The sequence below is a fragment of the Streptomyces sp. NPDC002784 genome (assembly GCF_053592135.1).
This window is the reverse complement of record NZ_JBSFVD010000005.1, coordinates 148,748-162,515: the sequence shown is the minus strand read 5'-3', so window position 1 is coordinate 162,515 and position 13,768 is coordinate 148,748. Positions and strand designations below refer to the sequence as shown.

Here is a 13,768-nt window from a genome sequence, read left to right as displayed (position 1 = left end):
GGTACCTACTGGGCGCGCTTGTGCGGTCCGCCGGTGTGCGCGAGGGCGCTGGCGGATCGGCAGCCGACGATGGCCGGGGCCTCCTGGACCAGGCCGTCGTCGGTCAGCGCCTCGACCATGAACAGGGCAAAGTCCACCCTGCGGGTCAGGTTGCTGGCCAGCACCGGATCCCCCACATGCCGGCTCCACACGGGCAGCCCCTGGCTCTCGCCCTCCTCCAGGGAACTGCCGCGCACCACGGTCCACCGGGTGTCGCTGGCGAAGATCCGCCGGCAGGCCTCGACCTGGTCGTCGAGCTCGACGGCACGGACGAGCTTGGCCAGGACGGCGGCGATCCGTACCCCGGCCTTGAACAGCCATGAGTAGCGGTCCTTGCCGTCGCGCGTGATGTGCCAGCCGCAGGAGAACACCAGCCGCGCGCCCGGCCGGGCATGATCGAGCACCGCCTGGGCCGTGCCCGATGAGTACTGCCGCACCCCCCAGGGCACCAGCACCGTCAGCACCCCGTCGCACCCCGCGACCGCCTTCCGGATCACCTCGCGGTCGTCCGTCTGCCCGGGCACGACGGTGATCCGCCCTTCGAACTCGGCCAGCTTCGGCACACTGCCCTCACGGCAGACGCCGACCACCTCGTAGCCGCGTTCCAGCGCGTGCCGGACCATGTACCGCCCGAGCTTCCCGGAAGCTCCGACGATGCAGACCTTCCTCATCCGATCCGTGCCCATGGCGCAGCCCCTTCGACGGTCCTGCCTTACGTTGTAAGGAAGGTAGCCTTATGCCGTAAGGCAGTCAATGAAGGAGGGATGGATGCCCAAGACGGGCACGGCGGCCAAGGGCGGCGGGCGCGTCCCGCTCAGCCGGGAGCGAGTGATCCGTACGGCCGTGGCCGTGGCGGACGAGAAGGGCGCGGCCGCGCTCACCATGCGGGCCATCGCCGAACCCCTGGGCGTCGAGGCGATGTCGCTCTACCACCATGTGAAGGGCCGGGAGGACATCCTCGACGGCATGGTGGACGCGGTGTTCGCCGAGATCGACCTGCCGCCGCGCGACACGGACTGGAAGAGCGGCATGCGGCACCGCGCCCTCTCGGCCCGCGCCGCCCTCAAGCGCCACCCGTGGGCCATCGGCCTGATGGACTCCCGCTCCCGGCCCGGCCCCGCGACCCTGCGCCACCACGACGCCGTCATCGGAGCGCTGCGCGCCGGAGGACTCTCCGTCCCGATGACGGCGCACGCCGTCTCCCTGATCGACAGCTACCTGTACGGCTTCGTGCTCCAGGAGCTGAGCCTGCCGTTCACGGCCGAGGGCGACCTGGACGAGGTGGCGGGCGCCATCCTCAGCGACATGCCCGCCGACGCCCATCCCCACCTCATGGAACTCGCCACGGAGCACGTCCTCAAGCCCGGCTACGACTACGCCGACGAGTTCACTTACGGGCTCGACCTGATCCTCGACGCCCTTGGCGCACAAGGGCACCGGGGCCCGCACAGCTGACGCGGCTACACGGTGCCGAGATACGGGCCCTGCGCGATCTTCCGGTAGATACAGCCGGACCGCCTCGCGCAACTCCATGAGGTCGTCGGCCGTGTCGGAGCGCATCGCGGCATACCGGCTGAAGGGGACGTGGGAGACGAACAGGCCCCACCACAGGTTCACCGGCCACAGCGGCGCACGGTACGCCTGCCCGTCGGCCGGCAGCGGCGAGGCGGCGCCCCACATGTCGACGGCGACGCGGTACGGCACCGTCGTCGGCGTGGGGCGGGACATTCCGCGGACGTATATTTCAGGTGTCGCAGGCGCGCGGAGGCACTGATGGGCATACGGGACCGGATCGCCGACGAGCTGAAGGGGACCGTGCACGGCGGTGATCTCAAGCTGGAGCGCTATGCGGGGCCGCCCGGTGACCCCGGGCTCTTCGGTATCGCCCCGGACAGCCCCGCCTGGCGGGTGCACGGGCATCCGGCCGGGATGCTCACCGGCGGCTTCGCCGCGCTGATGCTCCAGTCACTGCACCCGCTGGCGATGGCCGGCGTCGACCAGCACTCGGACTTCCGCACCGACCCCGTCGGCCGCCTCACCCGCACCGCGCGGTTCATCACCACCACCACCTTCGGCTCGCAGCAGGCGGCGCGGCAAGTGATCGACGTCGTACGGCGGATCCACACGCAGGTGCACGGAACGGCACCCGACGGGCGGTCCTACCGCGCGGACGACCCGGCGCTGCTGACCTGGGTGCACACCGCCGAGGTGTACAGCTTCCTGACGGGCTACCAGACGTACGCCCAGCCCAGGGACCGTCTCACTCCGGCCGAACGCGACGTCTACTTCGCGCAGGTCGCCCCCGTCGCGGAGGCGCTGGGCGCGGAGCGCGTACCGCGCACGGCACGCGACGTCACGCGCTACCTGGCCGGTATGCGGCCCGAACTCCACGTCACCCCGGCCGCGTTGGAGGCCATGCGGTTCCTGCGCGGCTTCGGCCGCAATCGGCGGGAACGGCTGGTCGCGGGCGTGTTGATGAATGCCTCGCTGGGTCTGCTCCCGAGCTGGGCACGGGCCGAACTCGGCATCCGGCGGCCCGCCTTGGCGCGCGGCACCGTGGACCGGCCGCTGGCCACCGCGGTCGGCCGGGGCCTGGTGTGGGCACGCGGCCCGTCCCCGATCCAGGAGGCGGCCCGGACCCGTCTGGCAGCCATGGCGGGCAGCTGAACGGGGGCTGGAGTCCGCGCCTTCGCCGCGCCCAGCCCACAGCTCATGCAGCCGTCCGGCCGGTCTCACCCCGACGCCGGTCTCAGAAACGAGCGCGGCGTTGCGGGGACCCGCTCGGCTACTCTCGGCGCAACCGATGATCACACGGAACCGCATCACCACTCGGGGGACGCCTTCGCATGCGTACGCCAGACGAATCAGCCATCCGGATCGGCGTCCTCGCTCCGCTGACCCGGCCAGGCTGGATCGAGGCAGGCCAACACCTGCTCGCAGGAATGGAGTTGGCCGTCGGGGAGGTCAATGACGCCGGCGGCCTAGGCGGAAGAGGCGTCGAACTCCTGGTCCGGGACACCGCGGCCGATCCGCGGAGAGCCGTGGCGGCCGTGGAGGAACTGGCCGGCCTGGGAGTCGCCGCCCTGGCGGGGGAGTATCACAGCGTCGTCGCCCGAGCCGCCGCCACCACGGCCGACGCCCTCGGCCTGCCGTTCCTCTGCACGTCCTCGGTGCTCGACGCGCTCACCGAGCAGCCCACGGAGTGGGTCGCGCGCCTGTCCCCGCCGCAGTCCCGCGGCTGGCGGACCTACGCCGACTTCCTCCTCGGCGCGGGCCACCGCCGTATCGCCGTAGCGACCCAGCCGAGCCTCTACTGGGCCACCGGCACCCGCATCCTGGGGGACCACCTCGCCGCACGCGGCGGCTCCGTCACCGAGCTGGACACGAACGCACTCACGCCCGCCGCGCTCTGCGACGAACTCGCCGGGACCGGTGCGACAGCCCTCCTCCTGCTGGTCGGCCATCCGGAACCGGCAGTACCCCTCGTCCAGGCCGTCCGCCGGGACCAGCGCCTCGCCGAGGTCCTGATCGGCGCCCCTGCCGGGCAGCCGGAGTTCGCCGCATGGGCGACGCTGCTGGGCGAGGACGGCGCCGGGATCCCCTTCCTGCGCTACCTGCCCGAGCACCTCACCCCCCTCGGCGTGCGCGTCGAGACGGCCCTGCGCGAGCCGCTGGCCCCAGCGCCCTCCTTCGTCGCGTTCGAGGGCTACGACACGGTCGCCGTCCTCGCCGAGATCCTGCGGTCGCGCGGCACCGACAGGAAGCGGATCGCCGAGGCCTGGCCGAGCGTCGCGGTCGAGGGCACACGTGGGCGGATCGAGTTCTCCCGTACGGCGGACATCGGCGTGTGGCAGTGGGCCCGGCCGCCGATCCAGGTCGTCGACCGGGACCCGGCGCGACCGGATCGCTTCCGGGTCCTGCACACCGGCTGCGACACCCCGTGCCCGAAAAGCTGAACCGGTGGGCATGCGACGGGTGTTCGGACGTAGGTTGTGCGGTGAAAGATCCACGCCTTGGTTGAAGGACGGCCCCGACTCATGAATGACCCTGTGACGATGCCCGAACCGGCGGAGCACCAGAAGATCGACACGTCCGTTCCGCACTCGGCCCGGATCTGGAACTACTGGCTGGGCGGCAAGGACAACTACCCCGTCGACGAGGAGGCCGGCGACGCGTACACCGCCGTCTTCCCCGGCATCGTCAGCATCGCCCGGTCCAGCCGTGCCTTCCTGCGCCGCAACATCACGTACCTCGTCTCCGAGGCGGGCATCCGGCAGTTCCTGGACATCGGCACCGGCCTGCCGACCGCCCAGAACACCCACGAGGTGGCGCAGCAACTCGCCCCCGAGTCGCGGATCGTGTACGTCGACAACGACCCGATGGTCCTCGCGCACGCCCGCGCCCTGCTCTACTCCACCCCCGAGGGCGCGACCGCCTACATCGACGCCAATGTGACGGACCCCGACCGCATCCTCGAAGCCGCCGCCGCGACGCTGGACTTCGACCGCCCCACCGGGCTCATCCTCAGCAACATCCTGGGCCACGTCGCCGATTACGACCAGGCCCGCTCCCTGGTCACCCGGCTGATGGACGCCCTGCCCCCGGGCAGTCACCTCTCCATCAACGACGGCTCGCGCGGCATCGACCCGGCCTTCGAGCTGGCCCAGGACGCCTACAACAACAGCGGGGCCGTCCCGTACAACCTGCGCAGCGTCGAGGAGATCACTGGCTTCTTCGACGGCCTGGAGCTCATCGACCCCGGCGTCGTCCCGGTCACGCAGTGGCGCCCCGAGCCCGGCGCTCCCGCCCCGGAGGTCATCGCCGAGCACGGCGGTCTCGCCCGGAAGCCGTAACGGCGCATCGGGGCATCAGCAGGTGGCGCCAGGGTTCATCCCTGGCGCCCATGATCCCGATTCAGCCGTACGAGGGATGGGCGGGGCCGGCGCATCCCGCTTCACTGGAGGTGACAGTTTTCACCGGCCTGATCGGGAGAGACGGAACCTGTGACCCTGATGGCCCAGATCGATCCCCCTGGCCCCGCGGCAGCGGCCCGGTTGGCGTGCCTGCGACCTGTCGGGGGCAAGAACCTTCGAGGTGAACCGGTGTCCCCCCGGCATGGCGTGGGCGGGACGAACCGGCGCGCGTGGACCGGGACAGCCACCGCCCCACCGAGATCGGAGGACTGACCATGGCCGCTCCCCTCAAAGCCGACCGGCTGGTCGCGGCACTGCGTGCCGAAGGCTGCGCCGTCCGTGAAGTCGGTGGCTGGCGGACCAACAACCGTAACCACGTGGGCCCTTGGGGGCCGGTGCACGGCGTGATGATCCATCACACCGTGACCGGACCGAGCACGGACGTCGTGGGCATGATCTTCCACGGTCACAGCGCCCTGCCCGGCCCGCTCGCCACCGGCTGCATCACCAAGGACGGCACCGTCCACCTCACCGGCAACGGCCGCGCCAACCACGCCGGCGGCGGCGACCCCGACGTACTCGCCGCCGTGATGAACGAGTCGTACGGCGCCCGGCCGCCCGCCACCGACGAGCACCAGGGCAGTCCGGGCGCCGTGGACGGCAACAGCCGCTTCTACGGCTGGGAGTGCGAGAACGAGGGAAACGGCCGGGACCCGTGGCCGCGTGCCCAGTACGTCGCCATGGTCAAGGCCACCGCGGGGATCTGCCGTGCGCACGGCTGGAGCGCGAAGAGCGCGATCGGCCATCTGGAGTGGTCGGACCAGAAGCCCGACCCCCGCGGCTTCGACATGAAGGACTTCCGCAGCGACCTCGCCGTATGCCTGCGCCTGCCGGCCGGCGTATGGGAAGGAGATGACGACCCCATGCCCCAGTACGTCAACCTCGGCCTGGCGCAGCCGTACCAACTGGCGCCGGGCGCCTGGGACTCGGTCGAGCTGACCGCCGAGTGGGCCGATGAACCGGGCGGCCACGGCGAGGGCGGCAGCGTCTTCGTCCGGGGCCCGGCCCGCTTCACCGGCTCCCTGAGCCTGCGCTTCGACGGCCTGCCCGACAGGTGCGTGGTCCAGGCCCGGATGTCGGAGTTCGAGGGCGCGGAGCATCGCACGGACCACCCCATCGACGAGATCGTGGGGACCGGGGGTGACACGTTCGCCGTGGTGCCGCTGACCAAGCGCCTGGCGTCCGGCCGGAGCATGCGGGTGCGGCTCCTCAACCAGGCCGACGTGCCGATCACGGTCACCAGCGCGGTCGTCTCCGTACTCGTCTGGAAGGAAGGCTGACCCGGGCGGACCGAGCCGTCGGCGCCACGCGATGGCTCAGGCCCGGATGGGCCGTTCGGCGTGCCCGGCCGCGTCCGCCCGGACGACGCCGGGCAGCCGTCCGAGGCGAACAAGCCCCGCATCGGCATTCGGCAGACCCTCGCCCCGTCGGCGGGCTACTGTACGGACCCAGCGCGCTACGCACGGTCAGTCGAGGAGGCGTCCTGTGCCATCCCCCTGCGACCCCCAGTACGCTCCCGTCGGCGATGTGGACGCCGCGCTCATGATGGTCGACTCCCGCCTCAGAGCCATCTACAGCGCCAAGACCTCGACCGACGCCGAACAGCAGGAGCTGACCGACCAGTTCGCCGCGTCCTTGGGCCCCGGCGGGGTCGCCGACCTGCTGGACGGCGCCTGCACCCTCATCTACATGTACATGCAGTGGCTGCGGCGGGCGTACGAGGAGCACGGCAAGGACGTCATCGAGCGGGTCGTGCCCAACCTCGTCGCTTCGATGCGCATGATGCCCAGGAGCATCCGCCCCGAGGCCATCCCCACCATGGCCGGCCTGATCGTCGCCGCCGGCACAGGGCTGAGCCCCAACCTGTGGCGCAAGCGGTACGGGGAGTGGACCGAGGACGAGATGAACCCCCTCGAAGCCACCGCCTTCCTGCTCGCGGAGCACATCAACCGCCTCACCGACGACCGCGACTTCGCCACCCGCCTGATCACCGAAGCGCTCTCCCGGGCGGACGAACGCTGACGGCTCCTCGCCCGGGTGCACGGCCCGGCACCTGAACGTTCCGCCCTCGACCGGCGTCGTAGCAGCAGGAACCGTGTCGAAGGGACCGTCACCATGAAGCCCGCATGCCGCCGTGACCAAGGCGGTCGGACTCGACGACGGCGCACGACGCCTGGTCGCCCGTTCTCCCGAGCAAGTCCCCACCCTCGGCGCCCTGCTGACCGAACTGAACCAGGCCCGAGAGGAGAACGCGGACAAGGCGGAAGCCGAATACGCGGCCGACGGCCACCCGGAACGGATCACCATCGACTGGCTGGAGAACGCGATCGACGACGAGGCGCTGTACGTCATCAGCGACTACGACGAACCCGGCGCCGGCCCCACCTCCTGAAGCCGCCCCGCACGGCTATTCAAGTTTGATTAGAATGAGGGCATGGATGAGAAGACCATTCCGATCCTTCCGTGCCGAACCCTCCCACCCGTGCTCGACTTCTACACCGCTCTCGGCTTCGAGGTGACCTTCCAGCAGCGAAGCCCCAACCCCTACGCGGTCGTCGAACGGGGCGGGATCCAGCTGCAGTTCTTCGGAATGAAGCAGTACGAGCCGACCCAGTCGTTCAGTACCTGCTACGTGCAGACCGGTGACGTCGATGGGCTCCACGAAGCCTTCCGGGCCGGACTCAAGGCCGCGTACGGAAGGATCCCGACCCGCGGACTCCCCCGCCTGGGGCCGCTGAAGGACATGTCGTACGGCGTACGGCAGTTCCTCATGACGGATCCCGGCGGAAACTGCATCCGCGTCGGGCAGCCCACGAGTGACGACCCGCACCACCGGCCCGCGCCCGAGGAGACCTTCGCGCGCGCCCTGCACCACGCGTCCCTGCTCGCCGACTCCAAGGAGGACCCCGCGAGCGCCGCGAAGGTCATCGACCGGGTGCTGGGTCTGGAGGACGAACAGCCCACGCGGGTGCAGCTGTTGCAGCTCCTCGTGCTGCGGGCGGACGTCGCCGGGCGGCTCGGGGACGACGAGGCGATGGGATCCGCACTCACCCGGGCGGCGGCCCTTCGTCTCACCGCCGAGGAACAGGACGCGGCCCGGGACGCCCTTGCGCGCCTCGAAGATCTGCGATCCGGTGAGGGAGCCTGAAGCAGCCGCGCGCCAAAGTCGTTTGCTGCACCCCGCGTTGTGGGCCAGGCTCTGCGGCCATGGAGTACTTCTGCTACCACCGCGACCGGCCCCGCTCGCTGCCCTTGCGCGAGGAACTGCTGGAAGAGCACTGGTCGTACATGGACGGGTACGCGGCGCGGATGATCGCCCGCGGCCCGACCTTCGCCGCCGACGGCGATTCGCCGACCGGCAGTGTGCATATCGTCGATCTGCCCGATGCCGCAGCGGCCCGCGCGTTCGCCTTCGACGAGCCCAACTACCAGGCCGGTGTCTACCGGGACGTGCTGGTGCGCCGTTGGCGGAACCTGCTCGGGCGCACGATGTGGGACTTCCCCGGCGGCCGGGACGGCGGCAACCGGTACCTGGTGCTCGGCCTCGGCGAAGGACAGGGCGCCGACCTCACCGTGCCGACCGACCGAGGGAACGACCTCATCGCCTACGGGCCCCTGCTCTCCGACGACGGCTCCGCCTGGCTCGGAACGGCGGTGCTGCTCAGGGCTCCCGACGCGGCTGCGGCACGCACCGTCCTGACCCCGGGTCGATACGCCGACATCGAGGTGCACGACTGGCAGTTCGGCGGGCGCGAGGAGTGATCCGCGCGGCTGGGAACCCGTAGAGCGTCCTGGCTACTTACTCGATGTGGCCGGTAGCCGGATCGACCTGAGCAAGGAAGTCCCGTACGGCTTCTTCGAGTTCGGCGCGGCTGACCGGCGCCGGGGGATGGGTCTGGAAGCCGAACCCGTACTGCGGATCGGGCCCGGTCAGCCAGCTGAGGTCGTAGGACCCAGGGCTGTCGTGCGGCTGGACGACCTCGAACTCCTCGCCGTCGACCGTGATCCGTGTCCGCTCGCCGTCGGAGGTCATGGGCAAGCTCCTTTCCCCGGCGGTGAGCCTACGTCACCCTTGGCACAGCCCCGCCGGCGTCAGTCACGGGGCCGTGGACCTTCTGGCCGACCAGTTCCCCACGCAGCACGACGGGCGCTTCGGGGTCCGCCGGGCCGCGGCGGTACTTGATTCCGCCAGTGGCTGCTGCGCAGGCCCGCGGGCGCTGGAGGCCCGCGCCGGCCGGCCGCCGACGCGCTACTTCGCCTTCCGCACGGACGCCGCCACCTCGGCCTCCACGCCGCTGAGGGACGCACCCTGCTCCCTCGCGTATTCCGTGATGGCGGTATGGGCGTCCCGCTCAAGGTCCCGCCAGGCTCGCCAGGCGGTGTTGTACGTCTGCCGCTGCATCCCGGACCAGGCGTCGACCTGAGTCGCGGGCCCGTACTGCTCGAGCAGGGCCTCGACCCGGCGATGCGCCTCGTCCGCGGCGCGCTGCTTCTGGATCAGCTCCTCGAAGGTGTGTGCCACTACACGAGCGTAAGAACAGTCGCCCGTTATCGCGCGCCGAGCGCCGGGGCGCCGGGGTCCAGCGATCGCGTTAGTACTTATAACACCTGTTACGGATCGTAAGCAGGCATGCCACTACGATCACCGCCCATGGACTGGCTCGAACGCACCGCGAAGCTCAGACAGTGGGCGAGGAACGGGACGCGTGCTCCCCATAAGCCGCTGCTGCTCCTGTACGCCCTCGGCCGCTTCCAGGAAGACGCCGATGGTGAGCTCCGGTACAGCGCGGTGGAGGAAGACCTGCAACGGCTCCTGACCGAGTACGGCCCGCCCAACCGGACGACACCGGCCTACCCCTTCCACCACCTGGTCAGCGACGGCGTGTGGGAGGTGCACACCGACCGCGGGCCCGGCAGCCCAGGAACCGGACTGCGGGAGCTCCGGGAAACGCGTGCCGCCGGACGCCTCGCACCGGACCTCAGATCGGCCCTGCGACGGGACCCCCACCTCCTCGTCCGCATCGCACGAGTACTCCTCGACCTGCACTTCCCGCCCTCGCTGCACGGCGAGTTGTGCGAAGCCGTCGGACTGGAGCTGGAGCCCGCGGAGACTGAGCTGCTCACGCCCGCGCGGCGGCAACGGGACCGGCGCATGAGGGAACTGGTCCTGACCGCTTACGAGTACCGGTGTGCCTTCTGCGGCTACGACGGCAGGATCGGGATGGTCCCGGTCGGTCTGGAGGCCGCGCACGTGCGGTGGTGGGCGTTCGGCGGCCCCGACGAGATCGAGAACGGCCTCTGTCTGTGCTCGCTGCACCACAAGCTCTTCGACAAGGGAGTCCTCGGCGTCGGCGACGGCCACCGGATCCTGGTCTCGCAGGGTTTCGTCGGCCACAGCCCCGCGGCCCGCGAACACGTCATAGCCCTCGCGGGCCGCCCCCTCGTCGGCCCGCAGCCGGGCGTACGCCCCGTGGCGGACACCCATCGCGACTGGCACGCCCGCCAGGTCTTCCACGGCAGTCCGCGCCCCGCCGCTGCTCCCTGATCAGCGAGGCGCCGTACCAGCGGGTGTCGGGGAAGAATGTGCACCAGGGTCTCGACGACACCCATGGCAGCGAATCCCTCGGGATCGGCCGCGCCGAAGATGTGCTGCGCTCGGACCCGCCGGCCCGGCCTTACGGTCCGCGGAGACGGAGTTCGCGGGCCCACCCGGCCGCCGACGGGTCCAGTCGAAGGGGACGTGAGTGTCCAACGGCGGTGTCGCCGGAACCAGTCCCTCGCACGCAGAGCCCCTACGACGAGGAATTGCGGCGGACGCCTCGGCTGCCGGCGCCGCGGCTGCTGGCGGTGCCGCCGTTGCCGCTGGCGGCCGTAGCACGGCGCCCGCCGGACGCGCGGACGGCCTTCCCGGCGGCGGCGCCCTTCGCTGTGCCGCCCGTGGCCCTGGCCTCGGAGCCGCGGCCTCCCGCGGCGCCGGCGGTACCCGATCCCGTGCGGCGGGCCGTGCCGCGCCCGCCGGTCGTGGCAGCGCCACTCCCCGCAGACGCCCCGGCTCGGCGGTCCGTTCCGTTCGTGGTGCCGCCGCGGCGGCTGCGGGCGGACCGCTTGCCGGGCTCGGTGGCGGTCTTCCGGGCCGGGCGGGACGCCGCGGGCGTCGCCGGCTGGGGGATCTCGATGGTGACGGGGACGCCGGACGGCTCGCGGGCGCCGGTGATGGTGGCCAGGGCCGTGTCGCTGGAGGTGACGCGGGCCGTGCGGGGGCGGATGCCCGCGTTCGACATGAGCAGGGTGACGTCCCGCTTCTGGTCGGGGAGCACCAGCGTGACCACGCTGCCGGAACCGCCGGCGCGGGCCGTGCGGCCGCCCCGGTGGAGGTAGTCCTTGTGGTCGGTGGGGGGATCGACGTTCACGACCAGGTCGAGGTCGTCGACATGTATGCCCCGGGCGGCGACGTTCGTCGCGACCAGCGCGGTGACCTGGCCGGTCTTGAACTGTTCCAGGGTGCGGTTGCGCTGCGGCTGCGAGCGGCCGCCGTGCAGGGCCGCCGCGCGGACACCGACGGCCAGCAGCCGCTTGGTGAGCCGGTCGGCGGACCGCTTGGTGTCGAGGAAGAGGATGACCCGGCCGTCGCGGGCAGCGATGCGCGTGGTGACGGCCTTCTTGTCGGTCTCGTCCAGGACGTGGAGCACGTGGTGCTCCATGGTGGTCACCGCGCCCGCCGACGGGTCCACGGAGTGCACCACGGGGTCGGTGAGGAAGCGCTGCACCAGGCGGTCGATGTTGCGGTCCAGGGTGGCCGAGAAGAGCATGCGCTGTCCGTCCGGCCGCACCTGCTGGATCAGCTTGGTGATCTGCGGCAGGAAGCCCATGTCCGTCATCTGGTCGGCTTCGTCCAGCACCGTGATGCCGACGCTGCCGAGCACGCAGTCCCCGCGGTCCACCAGGTCGTTGAGGCGGCCCGGAGTCGCCACGAGCACCTCGGCGCCGCGCCGGAGCGCATTGGCCTGCTTGGTGATGGACAGGCCGCCGACGACGGTGGTCAGGCGGAGGTTCACCGCCGTCGCGTAGGGCGTCAGCGCGTCCGTCACCTGCTGGGCGAGTTCACGGGTGGGTACCAGCACCAGGGCGAGGGGGGCCTTGGGCTCCGCGCGCTGTCCGGCCGTACGGGCCAGCAGGGCGAGCCCGAACGCGAGGGTCTTCCCGGAGCCGGTGCGTCCCCGTCCCAGCAGGTCGCGGCCGGCGATCGAGTTCGGCAGCGTGGCGGCCTGGATGGGGAAGGGGGTGGTGACGCCTTGTGCGGTGAGGGTCTTCAGCAGCCCCGCGGGCATGTCCAGACCGGCGAAGTCCTCGACGGCGGGCAGGGCGGGTGTCGTGTTTTCCGGCAGCCGGAATTCCCCGGGCGACGACGCGGACGGCACGGGGGACGAGACGCGCCGGTTCGGCTTCTGGGGCCTACGGGACATGCAGTTCTTTGCCTTCCTGGAAACAGCACAAACCGGGGTCCGCACCAAGCGGTGCGGACCCCGGTCGAGCGGATACGCGTCCGGCCAATTAGGCGGGGACGATGTTCTCCGCCTGGGGGCCCTTCTGGCCCTGCGTGACGTCGAAGGTCACCCGCTGGCCCTCCTGGAGCTCACGGAAGCCCTGCGTCGCGATGTTCGAGTAGTGGGCGAAGACGTCGGGGCCGCCGCCGTCCTGCTCGATGAAGCCGAAACCCTTTTCGGCGTTGAACCACTTCACGGTTCCCTGTGCCATGACGTTCTCCTTCTGGGTAGGCAGAGGGCCCATCCGGAGATGCCGGTAAAACTAAATATGCGCCCGAAGGAGAAACATTCCCGTCAGGCGCACATAGGTTCATGGGTACCACAACTGCAACGAAGAAAACGGTAGCACAGCTTGGCGGCCCGTGGTGGATCTTCGCGCGATGAATGTTGATCAATGGCAGGAGCCGTGCCGGCCGAGGGTCTGGACGGGGCCGGCGCCGGGGCGGGTCCACTGCGGAACGGGGCGGCTGGTCGGGCCCCAGGTGGCGTTTCCGTCCGCGTCCGAGCGCCAGGACCAGCACGGGACGTCCCCCTCGGGCCAGCCCTCGGGCTTGTCCTCCCAGGCCTCCCCGCGGCCGTAGGGCGTCATGTCGAGCAGGCCGATGGACCCATTGGCCCGCTCGGTTCCGCGGCCCGTCGTGGAGTAGGTGAGGAAGGCGCGGTCACCGTCGCGCAGGTAGCTGGTCAGGTAGCCCATGGCGCCACCGACCGGCTCGTCCACGCCGCGCACCGAGTACCAGGGCTGGGTGTAGCCCATGAACCCGACGAAGGCGGCCACCTCCTCCCACGCGCCCGTGGTCACGAGGGCGAACGAGACACCGCGGGCGTTGAGGTAGACGGCGTCCTTGAGATGCCAGGCCGTGGTGGTACAGCCCTCGCACTGCCCCTGGGGCGGCGCGCCGTCGTACCACATGTGCTTGTAGACGACGAGTTCGTCGCGGCCCTGGAACAGGTCCAGGAACGGGACCGGGCCGTCGGGTCCGACGACCTCGGCCGTCCCGTCGAACTCCACCATCGGCAGCCGGCGCCGGGCCGCGGCGATGGCGTCGCCCTCGCGGGTGTGGGCCTTCTCGCGGACCAGCAGCTCGTCCCGGGCGGCCTGCCAGGCGGCCAGGTCCACCACGGGCGGACGGCCGGGCGTCGGGTCACTTGCTGTGCTTGTCATGGTGTCCTCCGTGGTGTCACGTTGCGGGCAGCGTCGTACGATGCCGC

General features: G+C 71.0%; 16 protein-coding genes. 10 read left to right on the top strand and 6 right to left on the bottom strand.

The annotated features are described in order from the left end of the window. Positions 1 to 5 precede the first annotated feature (5 nt). The gene (locus ACWD1Z_RS12820) at positions 6 to 725 is read right to left on the bottom strand and encodes an NAD(P)-dependent oxidoreductase (protein ID WP_451118090.1); all 720 of its coding nucleotides are present in this window, start codon (positions 723 to 725) and stop codon (positions 6 to 8) included. An 82-nt stretch (positions 726 to 807) separates the two neighbouring features. Here ACWD1Z_RS12820 and ACWD1Z_RS12815 point away from each other — a divergent pair, with 82 nt between their 5' ends. From ACWD1Z_RS12815 to ACWD1Z_RS12775, 9 genes are all read left to right on the top strand, one after another. Continuing rightward, positions 808 to 1,494, top strand: a complete 687-nt coding sequence (locus ACWD1Z_RS12815; RefSeq protein ID WP_451118088.1) for a TetR/AcrR family transcriptional regulator — start codon at positions 808 to 810, stop codon at positions 1,492 to 1,494. Positions 1,495 to 1,812: 318 nt separating this feature from the next. After that, positions 1,813 to 2,706 carry an oxygenase MpaB family protein gene (locus ACWD1Z_RS12810; RefSeq protein WP_451118086.1) on the top strand — a complete coding sequence of 298 codons (894 nt, stop codon included), beginning with the start codon at positions 1,813 to 1,815 and terminating at the stop codon, positions 2,704 to 2,706. Between the two features lie 179 nt (positions 2,707 to 2,885). Next, positions 2,886 to 3,995 (top strand): ABC transporter substrate-binding protein, encoded by a 1,110-nt coding sequence (locus ACWD1Z_RS12805; protein ID WP_451118084.1) that lies wholly within the window; start codon positions 2,886 to 2,888, stop codon positions 3,993 to 3,995. 81 nt (positions 3,996 to 4,076) lie between these two features. Beyond that, positions 4,077 to 4,892 carry an SAM-dependent methyltransferase gene (locus tag ACWD1Z_RS12800; RefSeq protein WP_451118082.1) on the top strand — a complete coding sequence of 272 codons (816 nt, stop codon included), beginning with the start codon at positions 4,077 to 4,079 and terminating at the stop codon, positions 4,890 to 4,892. Positions 4,893 to 5,227: 335 nt separating this feature from the next. Next, positions 5,228 to 6,292: a peptidoglycan recognition protein family protein gene (locus ACWD1Z_RS12795; protein ID WP_451118080.1), complete on the top strand. Its 1,065-nt coding sequence runs from the start codon at positions 5,228 to 5,230 to the stop codon at positions 6,290 to 6,292. A gap of 205 nt (positions 6,293 to 6,497) precedes the next feature. Further along, positions 6,498 to 7,034, top strand: coding sequence for a hypothetical protein (locus tag ACWD1Z_RS12790; protein ID WP_389417236.1), 537 nt, complete (start codon positions 6,498 to 6,500; stop codon positions 7,032 to 7,034). A 112-nt stretch (positions 7,035 to 7,146) separates the two neighbouring features. Beyond that, positions 7,147 to 7,404, top strand: a complete 258-nt coding sequence (locus ACWD1Z_RS12785; RefSeq protein WP_451118078.1) for a DUF6174 domain-containing protein — start codon at positions 7,147 to 7,149, stop codon at positions 7,402 to 7,404. Positions 7,405 to 7,446: 42 nt separating this feature from the next. Beyond that, positions 7,447 to 8,160 (top strand): bleomycin resistance protein, encoded by a 714-nt coding sequence (locus ACWD1Z_RS12780; RefSeq protein WP_451118077.1) that lies wholly within the window; start codon positions 7,447 to 7,449, stop codon positions 8,158 to 8,160. Positions 8,161 to 8,219: 59 nt separating this feature from the next. Continuing rightward, complete coding sequence (locus ACWD1Z_RS12775; RefSeq protein WP_451118075.1) at positions 8,220 to 8,774, top strand: YciI family protein; 555 nt, start codon at positions 8,220 to 8,222, stop codon at positions 8,772 to 8,774. A gap of 37 nt (positions 8,775 to 8,811) precedes the next feature. Here the strand turns inward: ACWD1Z_RS12775 and ACWD1Z_RS12770 are convergent, their stop codons facing one another. Beyond that, positions 8,812 to 9,045, bottom strand: coding sequence for a hypothetical protein (locus ACWD1Z_RS12770; RefSeq protein ID WP_451118074.1), 234 nt, complete (start codon positions 9,043 to 9,045; stop codon positions 8,812 to 8,814). Between the two features lie 216 nt (positions 9,046 to 9,261). Beyond that, complete coding sequence (locus ACWD1Z_RS12765; RefSeq protein ID WP_451118072.1) at positions 9,262 to 9,534, bottom strand: hypothetical protein; 273 nt, start codon at positions 9,532 to 9,534, stop codon at positions 9,262 to 9,264. 129 nt (positions 9,535 to 9,663) lie between these two features. Here ACWD1Z_RS12765 and ACWD1Z_RS12760 point away from each other — a divergent pair, with 129 nt between their 5' ends. Continuing rightward, positions 9,664 to 10,557 carry a phosphorothioated DNA-binding restriction endonuclease gene (locus ACWD1Z_RS12760; protein WP_451118070.1) on the top strand — a complete coding sequence of 298 codons (894 nt, stop codon included), beginning with the start codon at positions 9,664 to 9,666 and terminating at the stop codon, positions 10,555 to 10,557. 247 nt (positions 10,558 to 10,804) lie between these two features. Here the strand turns inward: ACWD1Z_RS12760 and ACWD1Z_RS12755 are convergent, their stop codons facing one another. The 3 genes from ACWD1Z_RS12755 to ACWD1Z_RS12745 all read right to left on the bottom strand — a co-directional run bounded on the left by ACWD1Z_RS12755 (position 10,805) and on the right by ACWD1Z_RS12745 (position 13,721). Next, entirely contained in the window at positions 10,805 to 12,475 is a 1,671-nt protein-coding gene (locus ACWD1Z_RS12755) for a DEAD/DEAH box helicase (protein WP_451118068.1), read from the bottom strand. Positions 12,476 to 12,563: 88 nt separating this feature from the next. Next, positions 12,564 to 12,767 (bottom strand): cold-shock protein, encoded by a 204-nt coding sequence (locus ACWD1Z_RS12750; protein ID WP_031486274.1) that lies wholly within the window; start codon positions 12,765 to 12,767, stop codon positions 12,564 to 12,566. A 180-nt stretch (positions 12,768 to 12,947) separates the two neighbouring features. Further along, complete coding sequence (locus ACWD1Z_RS12745; RefSeq protein ID WP_451118066.1) at positions 12,948 to 13,721, bottom strand: DUF899 family protein; 774 nt, start codon at positions 13,719 to 13,721, stop codon at positions 12,948 to 12,950. Positions 13,722 to 13,768: the final 47 nt, after the last annotated feature.

What these genes read in the sequence shown, in the direction of transcription:
- ACWD1Z_RS12780 (WP_451118077.1), top strand. Translation starts at nt 7,447, where the DNA reads ATGGATGAGAAGACCATTCCGATCCTTCCGTGCCGAACCCTCCCACCC.
- ACWD1Z_RS12800 (WP_451118082.1), top strand. Translation starts at nt 4,077, where the DNA reads ATGAATGACCCTGTGACGATGCCCGAACCGGCGGAGCACCAGAAGATC.
- ACWD1Z_RS12745 (WP_451118066.1), bottom strand. Translation starts at nt 13,721, where the DNA reads ATGACAAGCACAGCAAGTGACCCGACGCCCGGCCGTCCGCCCGTGGTG.
- ACWD1Z_RS12770 (WP_451118074.1), bottom strand. Translation starts at nt 9,045, where the DNA reads ATGACCTCCGACGGCGAGCGGACACGGATCACGGTCGACGGCGAGGAG.
- ACWD1Z_RS12760 (WP_451118070.1), top strand. Translation starts at nt 9,664, where the DNA reads ATGGACTGGCTCGAACGCACCGCGAAGCTCAGACAGTGGGCGAGGAAC.
- ACWD1Z_RS12750 (WP_031486274.1), bottom strand. Translation starts at nt 12,767, where the DNA reads ATGGCACAGGGAACCGTGAAGTGGTTCAACGCCGAAAAGGGTTTCGGC.
- ACWD1Z_RS12820 (WP_451118090.1), bottom strand. Translation starts at nt 725, where the DNA reads ATGGGCACGGATCGGATGAGGAAGGTCTGCATCGTCGGAGCTTCCGGG.
- ACWD1Z_RS12775 (WP_451118075.1), top strand. Translation starts at nt 8,220, where the DNA reads ATGGAGTACTTCTGCTACCACCGCGACCGGCCCCGCTCGCTGCCCTTG.
- ACWD1Z_RS12755 (WP_451118068.1), bottom strand. Translation starts at nt 12,475, where the DNA reads ATGTCCCGTAGGCCCCAGAAGCCGAACCGGCGCGTCTCGTCCCCCGTG.
- ACWD1Z_RS12815 (WP_451118088.1), top strand. Translation starts at nt 808, where the DNA reads ATGCCCAAGACGGGCACGGCGGCCAAGGGCGGCGGGCGCGTCCCGCTC.
- ACWD1Z_RS12810 (WP_451118086.1), top strand. Translation starts at nt 1,813, where the DNA reads ATGGGCATACGGGACCGGATCGCCGACGAGCTGAAGGGGACCGTGCAC.
- ACWD1Z_RS12805 (WP_451118084.1), top strand. Translation starts at nt 2,886, where the DNA reads ATGCGTACGCCAGACGAATCAGCCATCCGGATCGGCGTCCTCGCTCCG.
- ACWD1Z_RS12795 (WP_451118080.1), top strand. Translation starts at nt 5,228, where the DNA reads ATGGCCGCTCCCCTCAAAGCCGACCGGCTGGTCGCGGCACTGCGTGCC.